The sequence below is a fragment of the Candidatus Bipolaricaulis anaerobius genome (assembly GCF_900465355.1).
GTDB classification, from domain to species: Bacteria; Bipolaricaulota; Bipolaricaulia; order Bipolaricaulales; family Bipolaricaulaceae; genus Bipolaricaulis; species Bipolaricaulis anaerobius.
The window spans coordinates 1,092,325-1,110,704 of the sequence record NZ_LS483254.1 but is presented as its reverse complement, the minus strand read 5'-3'; the positions used below and the strand labels follow the sequence as shown (position 1 = coordinate 1,110,704).

At 64.6% G+C, this 18,380-nt stretch carries 13 protein-coding genes; 2 read left to right on the top strand and 11 right to left on the bottom strand.

Annotated elements, in window-relative coordinates; translation table 11 throughout:
- Window positions 1–2: 2 nt before the first annotated feature.
- On the bottom strand, window positions 3–3,587 hold the full coding sequence (locus BARAN1_RS05345) for a DUF8742 domain-containing protein (RefSeq protein WP_122031526.1): 3,585 nt from the start codon (window positions 3,585–3,587) through the stop codon (window positions 3–5).
- 289 nt (window positions 3,588–3,876) lie between these two features.
- Here BARAN1_RS05345 and BARAN1_RS05340 point away from each other — a divergent pair, with 289 nt between their 5' ends.
- Both BARAN1_RS05340 and BARAN1_RS05335 read left to right on the top strand, forming a co-directional pair.
- The gene (locus tag BARAN1_RS05340) at window positions 3,877–5,901 is read left to right on the top strand and encodes a hydantoinase/oxoprolinase family protein (protein ID WP_122031525.1); all 2,025 of its coding nucleotides are present in this window, start codon (window positions 3,877–3,879) and stop codon (window positions 5,899–5,901) included.
- A complete protein-coding gene (locus BARAN1_RS05335) occupies window positions 5,898–7,478 on the top strand; it encodes a hydantoinase B/oxoprolinase family protein (protein WP_122031524.1) in 1,581 nt (526 codons plus the stop codon). Before BARAN1_RS05340 ends, BARAN1_RS05335 begins: the two co-directional genes overlap by 4 nt.
- 61 nt (window positions 7,479–7,539) lie before the next feature.
- Here the strand turns inward: BARAN1_RS05335 and acs are convergent, their stop codons facing one another.
- The 10 genes from acs to BARAN1_RS05285 form a co-directional block, all read right to left on the bottom strand.
- Window positions 7,540–9,453, bottom strand: a complete 1,914-nt coding sequence (acs, locus tag BARAN1_RS05330) for an acetate--CoA ligase (protein ID WP_122031523.1) — start codon at window positions 9,451–9,453, stop codon at window positions 7,540–7,542.
- Window positions 9,454–9,699: 246 nt separating this feature from the next.
- On the bottom strand, window positions 9,700–11,334 hold the full coding sequence (locus BARAN1_RS05325) for a class I adenylate-forming enzyme family protein (RefSeq protein WP_162297756.1): 1,635 nt from the start codon (window positions 11,332–11,334) through the stop codon (window positions 9,700–9,702).
- A 10-nt stretch (window positions 11,335–11,344) separates the two neighbouring features.
- The gene (locus BARAN1_RS05320; RefSeq protein ID WP_231944251.1) at window positions 11,345–11,941 is read right to left on the bottom strand and encodes a flavodoxin family protein; all 597 of its coding nucleotides are present in this window, start codon (window positions 11,939–11,941) and stop codon (window positions 11,345–11,347) included.
- Between the two features lie 35 nt (window positions 11,942–11,976).
- Window positions 11,977–12,678 (bottom strand): ABC transporter ATP-binding protein, encoded by a 702-nt coding sequence (locus BARAN1_RS05315; protein ID WP_122031797.1) that lies wholly within the window; start codon window positions 12,676–12,678, stop codon window positions 11,977–11,979.
- A complete protein-coding gene (locus BARAN1_RS05310) occupies window positions 12,678–13,370 on the bottom strand; it encodes an ABC transporter ATP-binding protein (RefSeq protein ID WP_231944250.1) in 693 nt (230 codons plus the stop codon). Before BARAN1_RS05310 ends, BARAN1_RS05315 begins: the two co-directional genes overlap by 1 nt.
- 106 nt (window positions 13,371–13,476) lie before the next feature.
- A complete protein-coding gene (locus tag BARAN1_RS05305) occupies window positions 13,477–14,415 on the bottom strand; it encodes a branched-chain amino acid ABC transporter permease (RefSeq protein ID WP_122031520.1) in 939 nt (312 codons plus the stop codon).
- Window positions 14,412–15,347, bottom strand: coding sequence for a branched-chain amino acid ABC transporter permease (locus BARAN1_RS05300; RefSeq protein ID WP_122031519.1), 936 nt, complete (start codon window positions 15,345–15,347; stop codon window positions 14,412–14,414). The genes BARAN1_RS05305 and BARAN1_RS05300 overlap by 4 nt, the downstream gene beginning before the upstream one ends.
- Before the next feature lie 69 nt (window positions 15,348–15,416).
- The gene (locus BARAN1_RS05295) at window positions 15,417–16,637 is read right to left on the bottom strand and encodes an ABC transporter substrate-binding protein (protein WP_231944249.1); all 1,221 of its coding nucleotides are present in this window, start codon (window positions 16,635–16,637) and stop codon (window positions 15,417–15,419) included.
- A gap of 79 nt (window positions 16,638–16,716) precedes the next feature.
- Entirely contained in the window at window positions 16,717–17,538 is an 822-nt protein-coding gene (locus tag BARAN1_RS05290; protein ID WP_122031517.1) for an alpha/beta fold hydrolase, read from the bottom strand.
- Window positions 17,525–18,349, bottom strand: a complete 825-nt coding sequence (locus BARAN1_RS05285; protein WP_157959500.1) for an enoyl-CoA hydratase/isomerase family protein — start codon at window positions 18,347–18,349, stop codon at window positions 17,525–17,527. The genes BARAN1_RS05290 and BARAN1_RS05285 overlap by 14 nt, the downstream gene beginning before the upstream one ends.
- Window positions 18,350–18,380: the final 31 nt, after the last annotated feature.

Genomic DNA, 18,380 nt, shown 5'->3' with positions numbered 1-18,380 from the left:
CCTCATGTTGGCACCTCGGCCCGCTTTAGGAGATCGGCGAAGTGGAAGTTCACGCTCGCTCCGTTGAAGTCAACGGTCACGCCGCTCCGCTCGAACGGCCGGCGGACGTAGTGCACGGCGTGGGTTCCATCCCCCGCGAGCTCGACGACCGCCAGGATGTAGGCGTCGGGCTTGTTGAGCGCGGTCAGGATCTCGTTCTTGGTCACGGTGATCGTGTCCGCGCCTGCCTCCCGGCCCTTCACCTCGATGAACCGGAGATTCCCCGTGCGGGGGTCCCGGCTCTCGATGTCGTACCCCAGCTTTTCTTCTTCCCTATTCACGGGCGTGCAGCCAAGCCGGCGCTCCACGTCCATGACGATTGCCCGCGCTGCCGCCGCGACCTTCTGTTTGTCCACGACCCGGCGCTCTTCTTCAGAAAGTGGCCTTCCGCTCATCTTCGCCAGGAGCCCCAGCGGGACCACGAGCACGCCACCCAGCACGACCGGCGGCAGGGCGGTGATCTGCGCCTCCCGGTCGAGCTCGGCCAGGCGCCGCTCCAACCGGGCCTGGAGGTCGTCGGCCCGCCGGCGCGCTTCCTGCCAGTTCAGTCTGGCCCCGACCTTGCCCGCCTCCTCCTCAAGCTTGAGCTGGGTCGCCCGGCTGTCCCAATGGTAGATCTCCTTGGTCAGCCGGTCCTTCACAGCGGCGCGCGTTTTCTCGATCCACCGGAGGCGCCGCTCCCGCACCTCACGCACGTGCTCGGGGACCACGGTGGACACCGCGTGTTCGAGCACCCGCCCTTCGAGCGCCTCGTTCACCCAGCGACACTCCGGCCGGGCGAGGATGGCCTCGGTCTCAGGCTCGTCGGCTCGGAGCGGGCGGTAGTCGAGGTAGGGGGCGTGGTAGAGGTGGCGGGCCCGCCCCTCGGCGTCGGTCTCCACGTACAGAACCCGGCGGGAGATCACGCGGTTCTCGCCCGTCGGGAGAACCCCCGCGTCCTGAATCGTGTGCTCGACGAAGAAGAGAGCCCGCGGCTTCTCGCCGAGGTCCGCCTCGTCCACGAGCACGGTCCCCCGTCGCAGGAGGTCCCGATGGGCGTCGAGGGTGAGATCCACCACCGCGTCGAGGAGCGGGTGCCCCGGACAGACGAACGCTGCCAGTGGCTGCCCGGGCGGGGAGATGAGATCCTTCTCGAACGTGATCCGCTCATAGCGCGGGAGGATGGGACCGCCGATCCCGGTCTGCCGGTCCCAGCGTCGGACCGGAGGAGGGACGTGGGTGATCTCGTACCGCCTGGGCTCGCGCTGGCGGGCGGAGCCGCCCAACCGCCGGAACGCCTCCAAGAAGAACCCCTCGATGTAGTGCGGCTGAAGCCTCCGTGCCTCGGCCCGCTCCATCTCCTCGCGGATCCGACCGAGGCGCGCCGGGTCCATCACCTCCTCGACCAGTGCCTTGTTCTCGACGAGATCCTGAACATGGGCAGGGTCGAACGCATCGGCGATGACCTGGGTCAGCCGCATGCGGACCTCCGGCCGCTCGCCGTAGCGGACGGCTTCGATGAGGAGATCCCGAAGCGGGCGGCCCTCGAACTGAACCTTCCCCAAGACGTCGAACACCTGGCCCTCGAGGCGCTGCCGGGCTTGCTCGATCTTGTCGAGCAGGGTGCGGTACACGTCGCCTTCGCGGGTATCCACGGCCACGAGGTTCCACAGGTGGCAGACCTCAGTTTGGCCGATACGGTGGATCCGCCCGAATCGCTGCTCGATCCGGTTTGGATTCCACGGGAGGTCGTAGTTGACCATCAGGTGGGCCCGCTGGAGGTTGATCCCTTCCCCGGCCGCATCGGTGGCGACCAGCACGTGAACATTCGGGTCGTACAGGAAGGCTTCCTGAGCCTTCCGGCGCTCTTCGCGGCCCATCCCGCCGTGGATCGTCACCACGGCATCGCCGCGCCCAAGGAGCGTGGCGATCCGCTGTTCCAGGTAGGCCAGGGTATCGCGGTGCTCGCTGAAGACGATGAGCTTCTGGCGGGGGGAGGGGACGGGTTTGGGCACATCGCGCGCGCTGTAGGGCGCGGTGGGCTCGCTCACCTGGGGGGCGAAGGCCGCGGGGGCGAAGATCTCCCCGAGCAGGCTCGCGAGCTCGCGCCACTTGCGGTCTTCCCCACTTTGCCGCACCCGGAGGGCGAGGTCTTCGAGGCGTTTCAGGGTCTCGATCTCGGCCTGAAGCTCCTCCAGCGTCCGCGCCGCGGTGGCCTGGTCGAGGATCTCCTGCTCGATAGCCGCTGCTTCTGTGTCGGGCGCATCCTCCAGGTCGTCGAGGGCTTCTTCATCGAGGGCCGGGGTGACCAGAGCGGGCACAGTAGCGCCTCGGTGGAGCACCTGGAGCTCGCGGCGCCGGTGCTCCAGCCTCTCCCGCCGCCTGCGGAGGGACTGGTAGATCGCCTCGGGAGAGGAGGCCAACCGGCGCTGGAGGATGGTCAGCGCGAACCCAACCGTCCCCGCACGCTTGTTGTCCGCCAGGGCCTCGGCGCGATTGAACTCCTGGCGAACGTATTCCGTAACCTCCTGGTAGAGCCGGGCCTCGAGGTCCGACAGGCGGTACGGGACCGTGTACGCGATCCGCTCAGGGAACAGGGGCGTGCCGTCGAACCGGACGAGCTTTTCCTTCACCATCCGCCGCATCAGGTCGGAGACGTCCACCTGGTGTGTTCCGTCGCGGAACTTCCCCTCGAAGCGGTCGCCATCGAGCAGGGCCATGAACAGCTGGAACTCCTCTTCCTTTCCGTTGTGCGGGGTCGCGGTGAGGAGGAGGAAGTGGCGGGTGAGGCCGGAGAGGAGCTGCCCAAGCTGGTAACGCTTGGTGTATTTGATCTCCCCGCTGAAGAAGGTTGCCGACATCTTGTGCGCCTCATCCACCACCACGAGGTCCCACCGGCACTCCGGGGAAGCAAGTCGCGCTTTGACGGATTCGTCACGAGCGCACTTGTCAAGCCGTGCGATGATGAGGGGGGTCTCGGTGAACCAGTTCCCCGTTCGGGCTGCCTCCAGCTTGTCGTTGGTCATGATCTCGAACGGGAGATGAAAGCGCTGGGAGAGCTCGTCCTGCCACTGCTCGACGAGGCCACCCGGGCACACGATGAGGCACCGCTCGACGTCCCCGCGGACGATGAGCTCCTTGATGAGGAGGCCGGCCATGATCGTCTTCCCGGCCCCCGGATCGTCGGCCAGGAGGAACCGCAGCGGCTGACGAGGGAGCATGGCTTCGTAGACAGCGGTGATCTGATGCGGTAGCGGCTCCACGAGCGATGTGTGCACCGCCAAGAGAGGATCGAACAGGTGAGCGAGTCGAATTCTGTGCGCCTCAGCGACGAGCCGGAACAGAGCGCCGTCACCGTCGAAGCTCCACGGCCGGCCCCGTTCCACGATGTCCAGGCGTTCCTCGTCGCTCCGGAAGAGAAGCTGGGATCCTACGCGGCCCGAGGGCTCCTTGAACGTGATCTCCAGGGCCTCCGATCCCAGCCACTGGACCTGAATCACGGTGACGGCAGAGTTGAGAACGAGGCCCCGGACCACGGTCCCCGGCCGTAGGTCTTCGAGACGCATCATCTCAGTTCCACCGTGGAGCTGAGCATCCGGTTCCTCCCCGCAGCTAACGGATTGTAGCTGGGCCGCCTGGGACCTCCAATCGGCCGTTCCGAGGGGGTGTCCATCGTTTCATGAACTGCAGGGGCTCATCGTGAAGACGGTGGGCATCGTTGAGCCCGTGCGCGCGTCGCGGCCGGGCCCGACCTGTTCATGATTAGGGCCGAAGACGCCCTCTCTTGAACTCGAATACCTCGCCGACCTCGGGGGTTGCCTTTGCTGAAAAGGACGAGCTAGCCTATACTCCCACGCTGTGGCTGTGGCGATGGGGGTGGATATTGGGGGGACGTTCACGGATATCGTCATCCTCGGGGAGGGCGGGCCACGCCTCTACAAGTTCCCCTCCACGCCGGACGACCCGGCCCGCGGCGTCCTCGCCGCCCTGGCGGAGCTCATCGCGCGGGGGGAGATCCGGCCGGAGTCTGTGACCAGGATCGCCCACGGGTCGACGGTGGCCACGAACGCGGTCCTGGAGGGGAAGCTCGGGAAAACGGCCCTCGTCACCACGGCCGGGTTCCGCGACGTGCTCGAGATCGGCCGCCAGAACCGGCCGTCACTCTATAACCTCTTCTTCGAGCGGGTGCAGCCGATCGTGCCCCGCGAGCTCCGGTTCGAAGTCCCGGAGCGGGTGGACGCTCAAGGGAACGTGGTCCGCGCGCTCGACCGGGCGGCCGTCGCCCAGCTCCTCCCCGAGCTCCGCGCCCGGGGGGTGGAGGCGGTGGCGGTGTGCTTCCTGTTCTCGTTCCTCTGCCCGGACCACGAGCGGGAGGCGGGGGAGGTCCTCGCCGGGCTCGGGGTGCCGCTGACCCTGTCCTGTGACCTCCTCCCCGAGTTCCGCGAGTACGAGCGCACCTCGACCACCGTCGTCAACGCCGCGCTGCGGCCGGTGGTGGGGAGCTACCTCGCGGCGGTCGAGGGGGGATCGGCCGGTCTCGGGCTCCCCGCCTCGTGGCAGGTCATGCAGTCGAGCGGGACGATCGCCCACGCCGCCACGGCCCAGAAGGAACCGGCGCGGATCCTCCTCTCGGGGCCGGCGGGTGGGGTGGAGGGGGCACGCCAGATCGGGCTCCGGTCGGGGTTTTCTGACCTCATTACCCTCGACATGGGCGGGACGAGCTGCGACGTGGCCCTCGTCCAGGGGGGCACGGTCGCGCGCACGGTGGGGGGCGCGGTCGGGGGGCACCCGGTCGCCCTCCCGATGGTGGACATCCACACGATCGGTGCCGGCGGGGGGAGCCTCGCCCGCCTCGACCCCGGGGGCGCGCTCGCGGTGGGGCCGGAGAGCGCGGGGGCTGACCCCGGTCCGGCCTGCTACGGCCGCGGGGGAGAGGAGCCCACGGTCACCGACGCCCACCTCGTCCTTGGCCACCTCCTCCCCGAGTTCCCGTTGGGCGGGCTCCCCGCGCTCGACCTCGACGCGGCGCGGACCGCGGTGCGCCGGATCGCCGATCCGCTCGGCCTCACGGTGGAGGAGGCCGCCCTTGGGATCCTCGACGTCGCCGATGCGGCGATGGAGCGGGCGATCCGGGTGATCTCGGTCGAGCAGGGGCACGACCCACGGGGATTCGCGCTGCTGGCGTTCGGGGGGGCGGGCCCCCTCCACGCCGTCCCCCTCGCCCGTCGGCTCTCGATCCCGAAGGTGCTCGTCCCACCCACAGCGGGGGTCTTGTCGGCGCTCGGGCTCCTCCTCGCCGAGGTTGGGCACGAGACGAGCCAGGGGATCGTCCGCCCGCTCCGCTCGCTTTCGGTAGCGGAACTGGCCGAGCTCCTTGCGCGCCTCCGCGAGCGGGCGGGGGAGGAACTCGTCGGCCACGGTGGTCCCGAGGAGGGCCTTCGGTTTGCGACCGTGGCCGCACTCCGCTACGCGGGCCAGGCCCACGAACTCGACATTCCCGTTCCCCAAGGGAGGGTGGGACCGCAGTGGGTTACGGAGCTAGAAGAGGTGTTCCACAAGGCCCATGAGCAGAGGTACGGCCACGCCGCGCCGGGGGAGGAGATCGAGCTCGTCGCCGTCCGCGTTCGGGCGAGCGTCCCCGCTTTGCCCGTGGACATCCGACCCTCCTTCTCCTCTGCTCCCGAACTCCCCGCGACGGGCGCGGCGTGGTTCGACCGGACCGGCCCCGTCGCCGCCCGGCTCGTCCACCGGGCGGACCTCGGCCCCGGAACGCGGATCACGGGGCCGGCGATCGTCCTCGGGCCCGACGCGACGACCCTCCTCCCACCGGGGAGCGAGGGGGCGGTGGACGAGCACGGCGCGCTCATCGTGGAGGTCGGATGAGCACGATCGATCCGGTCACGCTCGAAGTCCTCCGCCACGCCCTCACGAGCGTGGCCGAGGAGATGAACGCGAACCTCGTTCGGTCCGCCTACAGCCCGAACATCAAGGAACGGCGGGACTGCTCATCGGCCTTATTCGATCCCCACGGCGAACTCGTGGCCCAGGCGGAATCCATCCCCGTCCACCTTGGGGCGATGCCGTTCTCGGTGCGGGCGGCGCTGGCGAGGGTGGCGGAGTGGGAAGAGGGCGATGTCGTTATCCTCAACGATCCGTACCTCGGGGGGGCGCACCTCCCCGACGTGACGTTCGTTGCCCCCGTGTTCGCGGGGTCGGGGCTCGTGGCGTTCGTCGCCTGCCGTGCCCACCACGCCGACATCGGCGGCCCCGCGCCGGGGAGCCTCGCTCCCACGGCAACCGAGATCTACGGGGAGGGGCTGCGCATCCCGCCGGTGCGGCTGTGGAAGAGGGGGGAACTCGACGAGGACCTCCTCCGGATCCTCCTTCAGAACGTGCGTACCCCCGACGAGCGGTGGGGCGACCTCCGCGCCCAGCACGCGGCGTGCCGGACCGGGATTGGGCGGATCCGTGACCTCGTCGCCCGGTACGGGACGGAACTCCTCGGGGAGGGGATGGCCGGCGTGCTCGACTACAGCGAGCGGCGGATGCGGGCGGAGATCAGGCGCCTCCCCCAGGGAGCGGCCGAGTTCGCGGATGCCCTCGACGACGACGGCGTGGGGACCGGCCCGGTCCCGATCCTGGTCCGGATCGAGATCCGCGCGGACACGGTGCGGGTGGACTTCGCCGGGTCAGACTCCCAGGTGCGGGGGCCGCTGAACGCCGTGTTCGCTGTGACCGCGTCCGCGGTGTACTACGCCCTCCGCGCCGTGACCGACCCCACGATCCCCCCCAACGCCGGGTGCTACCGGCCGATCGAGCTCCTCGCCCCGGAGGGCACGATCGTGAACCCGCGTCCCCCCGCCCCGGTGGTGGGGGGGAACCTCGAGACATCGCAGCGGATCGTGGACGTCGTCCTCGGGGCCCTTGCCGAGCTCATCCCGGAGCGGGTTCCTGCGGCGAGCCAGGGGACGATGAACAACGTCGCGATCGGGGGCACGGATCCCCGCACCGGCCGGCCGTACGCGTTCTACGAGACGATCGGGGGAGGGAGCGGGGCCCGGCCGAAAGGGGACGGGGTGGACGGGGTTCACAGCCACATGACGAACACCCTCAACACGCCCGTGGAGGCGCTTGAACTTGCCTATCCCCTACGCGTGGAGAGGTACGAGCTCCGATCGGGGACGGGCGGGCGCGGCCGGTTCCGCGGCGGGTGCGGGATCCGCCGCGACCTCGCTCCGCTTGGGCACGCCGCCCACGTCTCCCTCCTCACCGACCGCCGAATCGGGCGTCCCTACGGGCTTAGGGGTGGGGAGGCGGGGGAACGGGGGGAGAACATCCTCGTCCGCGATGGGGAGGAGATCCGGCTCCCGGGGAAGACGGAATTCGACCTCCACCCCGGGGAGACGCTGAGCATCCGCACCCCCGGCGGGGGCGGCTACGGCCCTCCGGCCGAGCGGTAGGCCGCCGGTGGTGGGTCGATCGGGGCAAGGCTGGCTCCTAACGGATGGACAGAGGACCTGACTAGGTCCTCGGTTGTGTCACTTCTCCCAGCTCATCAAGGGCCTTCCGGACCTCGTCTACGCTCGCCCCGTCCTCGATCGTGGACAGGTCCCCCAGCGCCTTTTCCTCGCAGATCGCCCGCAACACGCGGCGCATCACCTTCCCGGAGCGGGTTTTAGGAAGCCGCGGCACGACCCGCAGCACCTTCGGGGTCGCGATGGGGCCGATGCTTTCCCGGATGAGGTGGATGATCTCCTGGTGGAGAGCAGGGCTATCGGCAACGTCCTTCTTGAGGACCACGAACGCCGCGATCGCCTGGCCCTTGATCTCATCGTCGATCCCGATCGCCGATACCTCGGCCACCCCGGGGTGCCCGGAGATGACCTCCTCTACCTCGCGCGTCCCCATGCGGTGCCCGGCGACGTTGATCACCTCGTCCGCCCGGCCGAGGAGCCAGTAGTACCCATCCTCGTCCTTAATCGCATAGTCCCCGGAGAAGTAGAGCCGCTTTCCGTGACGGGCGAAGTGCTTCCAGTAGCTTCCTACGAACCGTTCGTCGTCTTTCCACAGGGTCTGGAGCGCGCCCGGTGGAAGGGGAGGATAGGCGACGAGGTACCCCCGTTGCCCACGGGGGACCGGATCGCCCTGCTCGTCGACCACGTCGAGCTGCCACCCGATCGCTTCCCGCGTCGGGGATCCAGGTTTCACCGGAAGAGGGGGAATCCCCATGTGGTTCGTGATCATCGGCCAGCCGCTCTCGGTCTGCCAGTAGTGATCAATGACGGGCTTGTTCAGGGTCTCGGCCGCCCAGCGGTAGGTGGGCTCGTCCAGGGGCTCGCCGGCGAGGAACACGTGACGAAGCGAGGACAGATCGTGACCTTCGATCCAGCTCGACGGGAACTTGCGTAGCATGCGCATCGCGGTGGGAGCGGAGAAGAGGACGGACACCCGGTGCTTCTCGATCGTCTCCCACCAGATCCCGGGGTTGGGGCTGTCGGGCGTTCCTTCGTACACGAGGGTCGGGATCCCGTACAGGAGCGGCCCATAGATGATGTAGCTGTGGCCGACGACCCACCCGATGTCGGACGTGGACCAATACACGTCCTCTGGGGTGCACCCGTAGATGAGGTCCATCGAAGCGTGGAGGGCGACCATGTACCCGCCCGTGTCCCGTACCACCCCTTTGGGCTTCCCGGTGGTGCCCGACGTGTAGAGGATGTAGCTCGGGTCCGTGGCATTCAGGGGAACGGCGGGCACCTCGGCTTCGCCGATCTCCGCCATCGCCTCGTCCCACCGTACGTCGCGCCCGGGGACCGGGGTCCACGGGACGACACCGCGATCGAGGATGATCACGCGCTCGACCTCGGTCCGCGCTTGATCCACGGCCCGGTCTACGATCTCCTTGAGGTTGATCGGCTTCCCCTTCCGGAGAGCGCCGTCGGCGCACACGATGACCCGCGACCCCGAGTCCTCAATTCGGTGGGCGAGGGACTCCACGGAGAACCCGGCGAAGACCACGGAGTGAATGGCGCCGATCCGAACGCAGGCGAGCACCGCTATGAGCGCCTCGGGGACCATCGGCATGTACACGAGCACCCGATCCCCCTTCGTCACCCCGCATCGCTGCAGGGCCGCGGCGAACCGGTTCACTTCCCGGTGGAGCTCGCGAAAGGTGAGGGTCCGGCTCTGTCCCAACTCCGGACTTTCCCAGAGGATCGCCGGCCGGTCCCCCTTTCCCGCCACGACATGGCGATCCACCGCGTTGTAGCAGAGGTTCGTCTGTCCCCCAGAGAACCAGCGGGTGAACGGAGCCTTGGAATCGTCGAGTACCTGCTCCCAGCGCTGGAACCAGTGCAGCTTCTGCGCTTCCGCAGCCCAGAACTCCTCCGCATCCTCGACCGATCGGTGGTAAACCTCCTCGTACTGCCGTCCCATGTTCCCTCCTCTCGGACCCACGCCTACAGGGAATCCTCGCACCCCCCGCCGGCCAGGAGCGAACTGGCTAAGCCGGCAATGTCCATCACGAAGGTCAGTTCCCCCTAGATGGACCTGGAACAGGCAACGGATGATCTCCTCCTAGGCGGGAGTCGACCACCACACGTTGACGAGGGCGGGGAGCGTGTTGCGCAGGGCGAACCGGTGCTTCATGCCTTCGCACTGCGGAACAACACAGCTTGCGCGCTAGAGCTCCTCGTACATATTCTTAACCGCTTTACGGTCGATCTTGCCTGTTTCAGATCTTGGCAGGCTGTCCACAATCACCACCGTGCGAGGCTTCTTGAACGAGGCAAGATGGGCGCTCACGTGCTCCAGGATCTCCTCTACGGTGATCGTCTGCCCTTCCTTGGGCATAACGATCGCTTTCGGCGTCTGCCCCCACTGAGGGTGCTTCCCGCGGACAACCACTACGTTGGCGACTTTGGGGTGAGAGTAGATAGCGCGCTCAACCTCAGCTGGGTAGATGTTCTCTCCCCCACTGATGATCATGTCATCGGTCCGGCCAAGGACGTAGAAATACCCATCCCCATCGAGCTTCCCCAGGTCGCCAGTGAAGATCCAGTCGCCGCGGAACTTCTTTGCCTCCTCTTCTGGACGATTCCAGTAGCCTGCTGCGCCCGTGGGCTCGCGGCGGATGATGATCTCGCCGATCTCATCAGGAGCGACTTCGTCGCCACTTTCGCTCACGATCTTCACCTCGACGAATGCTGGGGGCTTGCCCATGCACTCGCTTGCCTTGCTCAACAGCGGATCGTCAGGTGATGATGCGGGCCAGTTGAGCCCGGTCGCGCCGGTCTCGGTTAGCCCATAGCCGCATATGTAGGTGATCCCCTGATCGATGAACGCCCGCTTCAACTCAACGGGTTGTGGCTCCCCACCCCCGTTTACAGCACGGAGGGAGGAGACGCACCTCTCCCACCCTGGAACCTGGACCATCATCTTGAGCTGCGTGGCTATTCCAAAATGGTATGTCACGCCGTACTTCTTGATCAGCGCGAGTGCTCCCTCCGGGGTCCAGCGACGCTGGAGGATCAGCTTTCCGTTGATCATCAGCATGTACAGCTGAAAGCAAGTCAATCCTCCGCTATGGAACATCGGTGGCGCCCCCAGGTAGACATCATCCCGCGTCAGTGCCGCTGAGATCCCGTTCGCTAGACAGGCAAAGAACGTGCTTCGATGGGTGAGTCTGACCCCCTTGGGATGCCCCGTCGTCCCAGCCGTGAACAGGATCATAGCGGTCTCGTCCGGCGCAGTTGGGCAGGCCGGCGCGTCCTCAGACGCCTTGGTGAGTAGCTGGCGGTAGTCGAGTGAGCCGCTCAGCACATGCCCGCCGATCTCAATCGTCCGTAGGCCAGGGTGGCCAGACACCACCTCCTGGATCTTCTCCGCGTACTCGCTGTCGAAGACGAGGATCCCCGAATCCACGTCATCGATAAGGAACGAGATCTCCTCCGCGGAGAACCGAAAATTGGCTGGCGTGAACACCGCCCCAACCTTGAGGCACCCAAACAGGACCTCCAGCATCTCTACCCTGTTCGGAAGCACCACGAAAACCCGGTCACCCTTCTTGACCCCCAGCGACGTCAGTGCCTGGGCGAACCGGTTAGCACGGCGGTCAAGCGCTCGGTAGGATGAGACGTGTCGGTCGTCCGCCCGATCGGCGTCGACTACCGCAGGCCGATCGGGAGACCCTGACGGAGCCGCGTTTCGTTCCAGGATGTTCCCGAGGTTGTAGACAGCACCTGGGCCAGGATATGCTGTGACATTCGGTCCTGTCGACATCCGCTCTCCCCTCTCCCGTCTGACGCTTCCAGCCATACGTCCTCCTTCACGTTCTGATCTTTCCGAATAACCAGGCGATGTTCTCCGCAAACCGCTTTGCGGTATCGATCCCTTCACGATCGAGAGCGGCATCCCCCGGGGAACGAGCTACACCGACGGTCCAGTAGATCGACCCAGGGACGATGAACTCATTGATGTAAAACCACAACAGCAATTGGGCAAATGCGAAGTTATGCCCAGCGCGCCGTGCAACCGTGATCGGGCCACCGATCTTGCGTGAGAATGGTCGCGGGGCGCTGTGAGGGTGGCCGGCCATCCCAGGGAACCCAGCGCGTACGAGCACCGACCACAGGTCGGGATGCACCGCGCTATAGTGGACCGGTGATCCAACAAGCAGCACGTCAGCCGCAACCATCTTGGCGTAGATGTCGTGGAAGTCATCCCCCGTGAGCTGACAGACACCCTGGCCACTATGCCAGCATTGGTAGCAGGCACGGCAACTCGCGATCGTCTTGTCATGCAGGGCCACGAGCTCGGTTTCCATACCGTGGTTGCGCAGCACATCCAACGCCGCGTTGAGGTAGGACTCGGTGTTCCCACCCGGCCGCGGGCTTCCGCAGAGGGCCAGGACCTTGGGATTCACATCCGTCTCCTTTCCCCGCTATGCATCCTCGTTGTTCACAACCCCAGGTACGCCCGCTTCACGTGCTCGTTGTCGAGTAGCTCGTCGGAAGGTCCTTCCAGTACGACTTGACCGTTCTCGATGATGTAGCCACGATCGATTGCCTTGAGGCTCTGCCGCACGTTCTGCTCAGCCAAGAAGATCGAGATCCGTTGGCTGACATCGCGAAGAGTATGAAATACATCCGTGACGAGCGACGGCTGTAGGCCGAGTGAAGGTTCGTCCAAGATCAGAAGTTTTGGGGCAGACATCAGCGCCCGCGCGATGGCAAGCATCCTCTGTTCACCGCCACTCAGTGTCACGGCAAGCTGGCGCGTCCGTTCTTGCAAGATCGGGAACAGCTGGAACACAGCATCCAGTGACTCCCGCATCCGCTCTCGCGCGCCCGGGACGTACGCTGCCCCAGACTCGAGGTTGCCGTACACGGACATGAACGGGAAAAGTTCCCGTTCTTGTGGAACCATCGCGATCCCTAAGCGGGTGATCTGATGTGGTTGTAAGCGAAGCAAGGGAGTTCCATCAAATACGATCTCGCCGCGCCTAGGCCGCACGAAGCCTGTAATTGCATTAACCAATGTTGTCTTGCCCGCCCCGTTCGGGCCGAACACCCCGACTGATTCCGCACCGACGCTCAAGGATAGGTTGCGCAGGACATGGGCTTTGCCGTAGTAATGGTCGACATCAGAGACGTTGAGCATCATTCCTCCTTCCCGAGATAGGCAGCGATGACCTCTGGGTCGGAACAAACCTCCGCGTACGTTCCCTCGGCGATGACCGCCCCCCCGTTCAGGACGATCACCCGATCGGTCAGCTCGCCGATCACGCTCATCACATGCTCTACCACGCAGATCCCTATGCCCTGCTCCTGAATCCTACGGACCACGGCGATCATCGCCCTCGTCTCGTCTTGGTTCAGTCCCGCCATGCCCTCGTCTAGGAAGAGAACGCTGGGATGCGTCGCCAGTGCGCGGCCAAGCTCTAGCTTCTTGATCTCCAGGGCCGTCAGGTTCCATACGCCGCGATCCATCGCCGGGAGATCCAGGAGTTGTCCGATCTCATCGGCAGTATGGCGTGCCTCCCGTAGACGTTGCGGCTGACCGAACACCGCGCCCACCATAATGTTCTCCCTAGCCGACAGATCCATGAGCGGATAGGCCAACTGAAACGTCCGGCCGATCCCCAATCGGCACCGCACATGCGGGGGGGTGAATGTGATGTCCCGTCCGTCGAGGAGAATCCGCCCCGCGTCGGGCAGGTACAACCCTGAGATGACATTGATCAGGGTCGTTTTCCCCGCTCCGTTGGGGCCGATGATGCCGAGGATCTCGCCCTTGGCTACCTCGAACGTCACTTCGTTGACAGCTACCAACCCTCCGAAGCGCTTCGTCAAGGACTCGGTTCTCAAGACCGCCATCGTTCGCACCCCCAATCCACGGTTCTGGCGCGTCGCCGCACCTGCTGCAGCCGCTCCCGGCCGTGACCTTCCATCAGCCGCATCATCGGGGACCGCGCTCCGCGGCCCACTTCTGGAGGCCTGCCTTCACCAGCCCAACAACGCCGTGGGGCGCGAACAACGTGACGACCACGATGATCCCTCCATAGACGAGAAGGTGCCCATATGGAATCTGCAGCTTCAGGTATTCGCTCAGGATCCCCAGGATGAGCGCGCCGATCACTGGCCCCCACGTGCCATAGATTCCCCCGAGCAGAGCCATGGCCAGAGGGAGGAGGAGGAAGTTCACGTGGAAGGTTGCCTCGGGCGCGACGAACCCGTAGACATGGGCATAAGTCCCACCTGCAATTCCCTGGATGATGGAGGTAACCGTGAACATAAACACGAGGTACTTGAAGACATCGATGCCACTCGATCTGGCAACCCACTCATTGTTGCGCATGGAGGTCAACGCAAGGCGGACCCGCGTCCGCTCAAAGACCTCGGAGACCACCACCGCGAGGAGGGCTACACCCAGGACAAGCCAGTATGCCATTGACACGTTCCCGCGGAAGATGGCCGTGGGCAGCATCTTCCCCTCCGGTCCCCCGGTCAAGGAAGGGATGTTTCGCGCCACCACCTGGAAGATGCTGGCTACCCCTAGGGTGGTGATGGCGAAGTACATGCCTCGCAGCCGCAACACCGCCAGCCCAAGAAACAGAGCGACTACACCAGCGATCAGCCCCCCAAGAGCGATGCTCAGCAGGGGAGGCACACCCAAGTTAAGGAACAACAGCACCGCCGTGTAGCTCCCTATCCCAAAGAACCCAGCAGTGCCGAAATTGAGCTGTCCTGAGCGCAACAGCATGTCCCAGCTCAGGGCGAGCGTCAGGTAGATCAGTATCGTTACCGCCACTTGCTGTTGGTACATGCCCGTCCAAAGCGGGAACGTCACAGCTATCGCGGCGCCAACGACATAAGGGAGGAGCCTCTTGATCCTCATGTGGTATGCCTCCGATACGATCTGCCAAGGATCACCCCAACCAGCACGGCAAAGAACACCACATCGGCCCACATGTATGCCTCGCGGAATGACAACACGAGAGCTTCAGCAATGCCGAGGGCAAAGCCACCCCACAGCACCCCTGGCAAGTTGCCCACGCCAGCCATAGCGATCAGACAAAACGACTTCAGCGTGAACGGCGATCCGACAGCCGGGAAGACAGAGTGGCGTGTAAGGAATAGCCCTCCGATCGCCCCGACCAGGGCGATTGACAAAGTGAAGATCAGAAGATACGTCCGGTTTACGTTGATCCCCACAAGCTCTGCCCCCCGCGGATTCTGTCCGACCGCGAGCGCCGCCTTGCCAATCCGTGTACGGCGCAGGAACGCCATCAATCCGATCAAAACCACGATCGCACCTACCGTGTACACGAAGGGATATATGCCAAAAGTGAGTGAGCCTATTGACACTGAGGAGTAGATGTAGCTGAGGTGGGGTTTCCACGGCCGCGAGGTCCACATCAGATTGGCGAACTCCACAGCCATCAGTGCCAGCCCGAATGTGAGTAGCAACTGGGTTAGCTCCGGCGCCTTCAGCACACGACGAATCGTTGCGCTGTAGGTTACAGCACCGATGAGGGCAAAGGCCCCCAGAGAGGGGACCATCGCTACCAAGGGATCCAGTCCCGCGTAAGCCCACAGCCAGTAGGCGAAGTAGGCCCCAAGCATCATGAATTCGCCGTGCGCCAAGTTGATGATCCCCACGATCCCGAGGATCAACGCCATCGGTAGCGCAATCAGCGAGTAGAGTCCGCCGCGTTGAAGGCCCTCGATTAGTGCGTATGGCTTCCATGCCGCTACGACCCCTAGCACAACCAGCGTGATCAGGCCTATCAGACACTGTTTCCGCTCCAGTCGATGAACGAGCGTCATCTCTCCTCATCCCCCGCTGTTGAAGTGAGCCGGCCCGGCCGAGCCGGGCCGGCCCCTGATGCTGCGGTGTTAGCGCCAGCGGAACGGATACCGAGGTAGTGCCGTAGCGAACTCAAACGGCCAGAGCACTTCCTGGCGTCCATCCTGCCACTGCAGGATCTTCTGGCCCTGGAAGCCTTGGTGCTTGATGATGTTCGATGGAGTGAACGTGAGGGTCTCGCCGATGGGCGACTCATACTCCGTCGCCTCCAGGGCGGCGATCAGCGCTGCCTTCTCCAAGGTCCCGGCCCGCTCGATCGCTTGTGCGACTACGTAGACGTTGGTGTATCCAAGTGGGGCGAAGTACGTCGCTGGCTCTTCGTTCCACCGAGCGATGTAGGCGTCCCAGAAGTGCTTGCTGACTGGGCTCACCTCTTTGATAGACGGTGCCCACATCCCGTACAGAATGACGCCCTCAGCCAGCGGGGACTTCCCGAAGTCGGCTGGCCAGCCGGGAGGCGATCCGACGAACAGAGGCGGTGTGAAGCCGATCTCGCGCGCCTGTTCCATGATCGGGAGTGCATCTGCATCGTACCCAACCCAGATGAAGATGTCGGGGTTCACATCCTTGGCATGGCGAAGGACGGCGCGGTAGTCGCCGCCGCCGACGATGGCGCTCTTGAACGACATGCCGGTGTTCTCCCAGTCCGCATGGGCGACCAGGCTACCCTGGTACGAGCTCGCTCCGAACGCTCCCTCTTCGTATGCCCAAAATGCCTTCTTGATGCGGATCATCGGGTACTCTTCTTGGATTGCCGCCCATCCTACCACGTAGCTGGCGCCCTGGAGGTAGTCCCAGGGGTGGATGTGGAAGTACCAGTCACATCCCTCCAGCGCCTGCTCGGCGAGCGACGAGGCGGCGCCGATCCAGACCGTCACCTTCTCGTAGATCTTGAGCCGCGGGATTTGCGCGAGATGGACACCGCTGCCCATGCCGCCGATGAACACATCGACGTTGTGTTGAGTGGCCAAGAGGTCGATCGCCGCCGCTCCCTTGGCGGGATTCATCTCATCATCGATGATGATGAGTTCCAGTGGCCTTCCAAGCACACCGCCGGCGGCATTGATTTCCTCAACGGCCAGCTGCATCGCTCGCGTCGACTGGCGGCCGGTGATATCACCCAACGGGCTGACCACGCCGATCTTGATCGGCTCTGCAGCCGCCACCGCGAGGGTCACCATGCCTAGCAGTAACATCACTACAATAAGCCCGCATCCTTTCACTCTCACGTAAACCTCCTTAGTAGGCACAGATTGATGATCTCCTTTTCCCTTCAGTTCGCTCGGTCTCTGCCATCACCCCCTTCGATTGGCCCTCTATCCTGACGAGCTAGGCCAGGGTTTCCTGCCTATGTTTCGCCAGGAAGCCAACCACCGTTGTCAGAAACTCGCCGGCACGCTCAAGAAATGCGCCGTGTCCTGCCCTGGGTAGCGTGATGAACTCACAACCGGGGATTGCGCGGTACATCTCCTCCATCAGGCGGACCGGCGTGATCATGTCATCCTCCGCGCCAAGAAGGAGCGTCGGCATACGAAGTTGAGCCAGCTGCTCGGTGGACACGGAGAAGCCGTTGGTACTTCGGCACAAGCGTTGAAAAGCCTCAAACCACTCCTTCGTCAGAGCGGACTTGAACATTGCCTGACGCTGGCGGAGAGCATTCAGGTACTTAGCGTAGAAGTCAGCCGAGTAGATGAACGGGATGGCCAGTTCGAAGAACCGTTCACCGTCGTTCAGCTGAGCCGCTACCTCCCAGGCCCGACCAATCGCGGCCAGATGATTTGGAATGTAGTGGTTGGCGTTGGCGAGGATGAGCGTCAGCAATCGGTCAGGATGAGCCAAAGCGACACGCAGGGCCACCTGGCCACCATAAGAAAGGCCAATCAGATGCGCCGCTGGGATATCAAGTTCGTCAAGCAGTCCAACGACATCAGGGACGTGTACGTCCAAGCGATACTCACGATCCATCTTCCCGGACCGCCCTTGGTCCCGTAGATCCAGCAAGATCAGGTGAACGTGCCGTGCGAACACCGGCACATGCAGGGCCCAGCTGGCTGCGCTCATCATGATCCCCCCGAGCAGCACCACCGGGTCACCCTGTCCGTGTTCCTCGTAATAAAGCTCGAGCCCGTCTTTCGCCCTAAACGTCGCCATGTTCTCCCACCTCCCGCTCAGTATGCGTCTCCCTAGTGGACTGCAGCCGGCCGTCCGCAAGCTGCTCGCGTACGCGATCGGCGAAGTAGTTCTCGGCGAAGCACTCCGCGAACCGATCGGCCTCCAGTCCGAGTCCCGCTTCGAGTGGTAGGCTCCGCGAACCGTAGACGGCCCGCTTTGCGGCGGCGAATGCAAAGGCGGGGATTGCGTTCACCCGTGCCACCATCTCAGCAGCCCAGTTCACGAGCTGTGTCGCCGGGACCACCGCATGAACCAGGCCCATCTCCAGCGCATCGTGCGCCGGGTGTAGCCTCCCACAGAGGATCATTTCCACCGCCCGGCCGAAGCCGACCACTCGCGGCAGCCGCTGTGTCCCGCCCCCACCCGGGATGATCCCCAGCTTCACCTCAGGCAGGCCGAGCCGCGATCCGTCGCTCGCCACGCGCAGGTCGCAGGCTAGGGCGAACTCCAGCCCGCCCCCAAAACAAAGGCCATCAATCGCCGCGATCAACAAGAGGGGGCTTCGCTCCATCCGGTTGAACAGTCTTTGGATGCGAACTGAAAAGCCCCGTGCCTCGTCCGGACATAGTCGGTACATCTCCACCCCATCCGCCCCTCCGATGAAGTACTTCTCCCCACTGCCTTGATAGACAATTGCCCTCACACCGGAAGCCTCGGCGACCTCAAGCTGTGCTTGCAACTGCGCAATCGTCTCGGAGTCCAGCGAGTTCCGATCGCCCGGCCGGTTGATGGTGACCCACAGGGCATCCTGTGCCTGGCTAATCGCTAAGTTCGGAAACCTGTTCCTCAACTCGCGCCCTCCTCTCTCGTTGAACCCGTTC

Coding starts and splice junctions, on each gene's coding strand:
- BARAN1_RS05345 (WP_122031526.1), bottom strand. CDS start 3,587: ATGATGCGTCTCGAAGACCTACGGCCGGGGACCGTGGTCCGGGGCCTC.
- BARAN1_RS05335 (WP_122031524.1), top strand. CDS start 5,898: ATGAGCACGATCGATCCGGTCACGCTCGAAGTCCTCCGCCACGCCCTC.
- acs (WP_122031523.1), bottom strand. CDS start 9,453: ATGGGACGGCAGTACGAGGAGGTTTACCACCGATCGGTCGAGGATGCG.
- BARAN1_RS05325 (WP_162297756.1), bottom strand. CDS start 11,334: ATGGCTGGAAGCGTCAGACGGGAGAGGGGAGAGCGGATGTCGACAGGA.
- BARAN1_RS05315 (WP_122031797.1), bottom strand. CDS start 12,678: ATGCTCAACGTCTCTGATGTCGACCATTACTACGGCAAAGCCCATGTC.
- BARAN1_RS05305 (WP_122031520.1), bottom strand. CDS start 14,415: ATGAGGATCAAGAGGCTCCTCCCTTATGTCGTTGGCGCCGCGATAGCT.
- BARAN1_RS05300 (WP_122031519.1), bottom strand. CDS start 15,347: ATGACGCTCGTTCATCGACTGGAGCGGAAACAGTGTCTGATAGGCCTG.
- BARAN1_RS05290 (WP_122031517.1), bottom strand. CDS start 17,538: ATGGCGACGTTTAGGGCGAAAGACGGGCTCGAGCTTTATTACGAGGAA.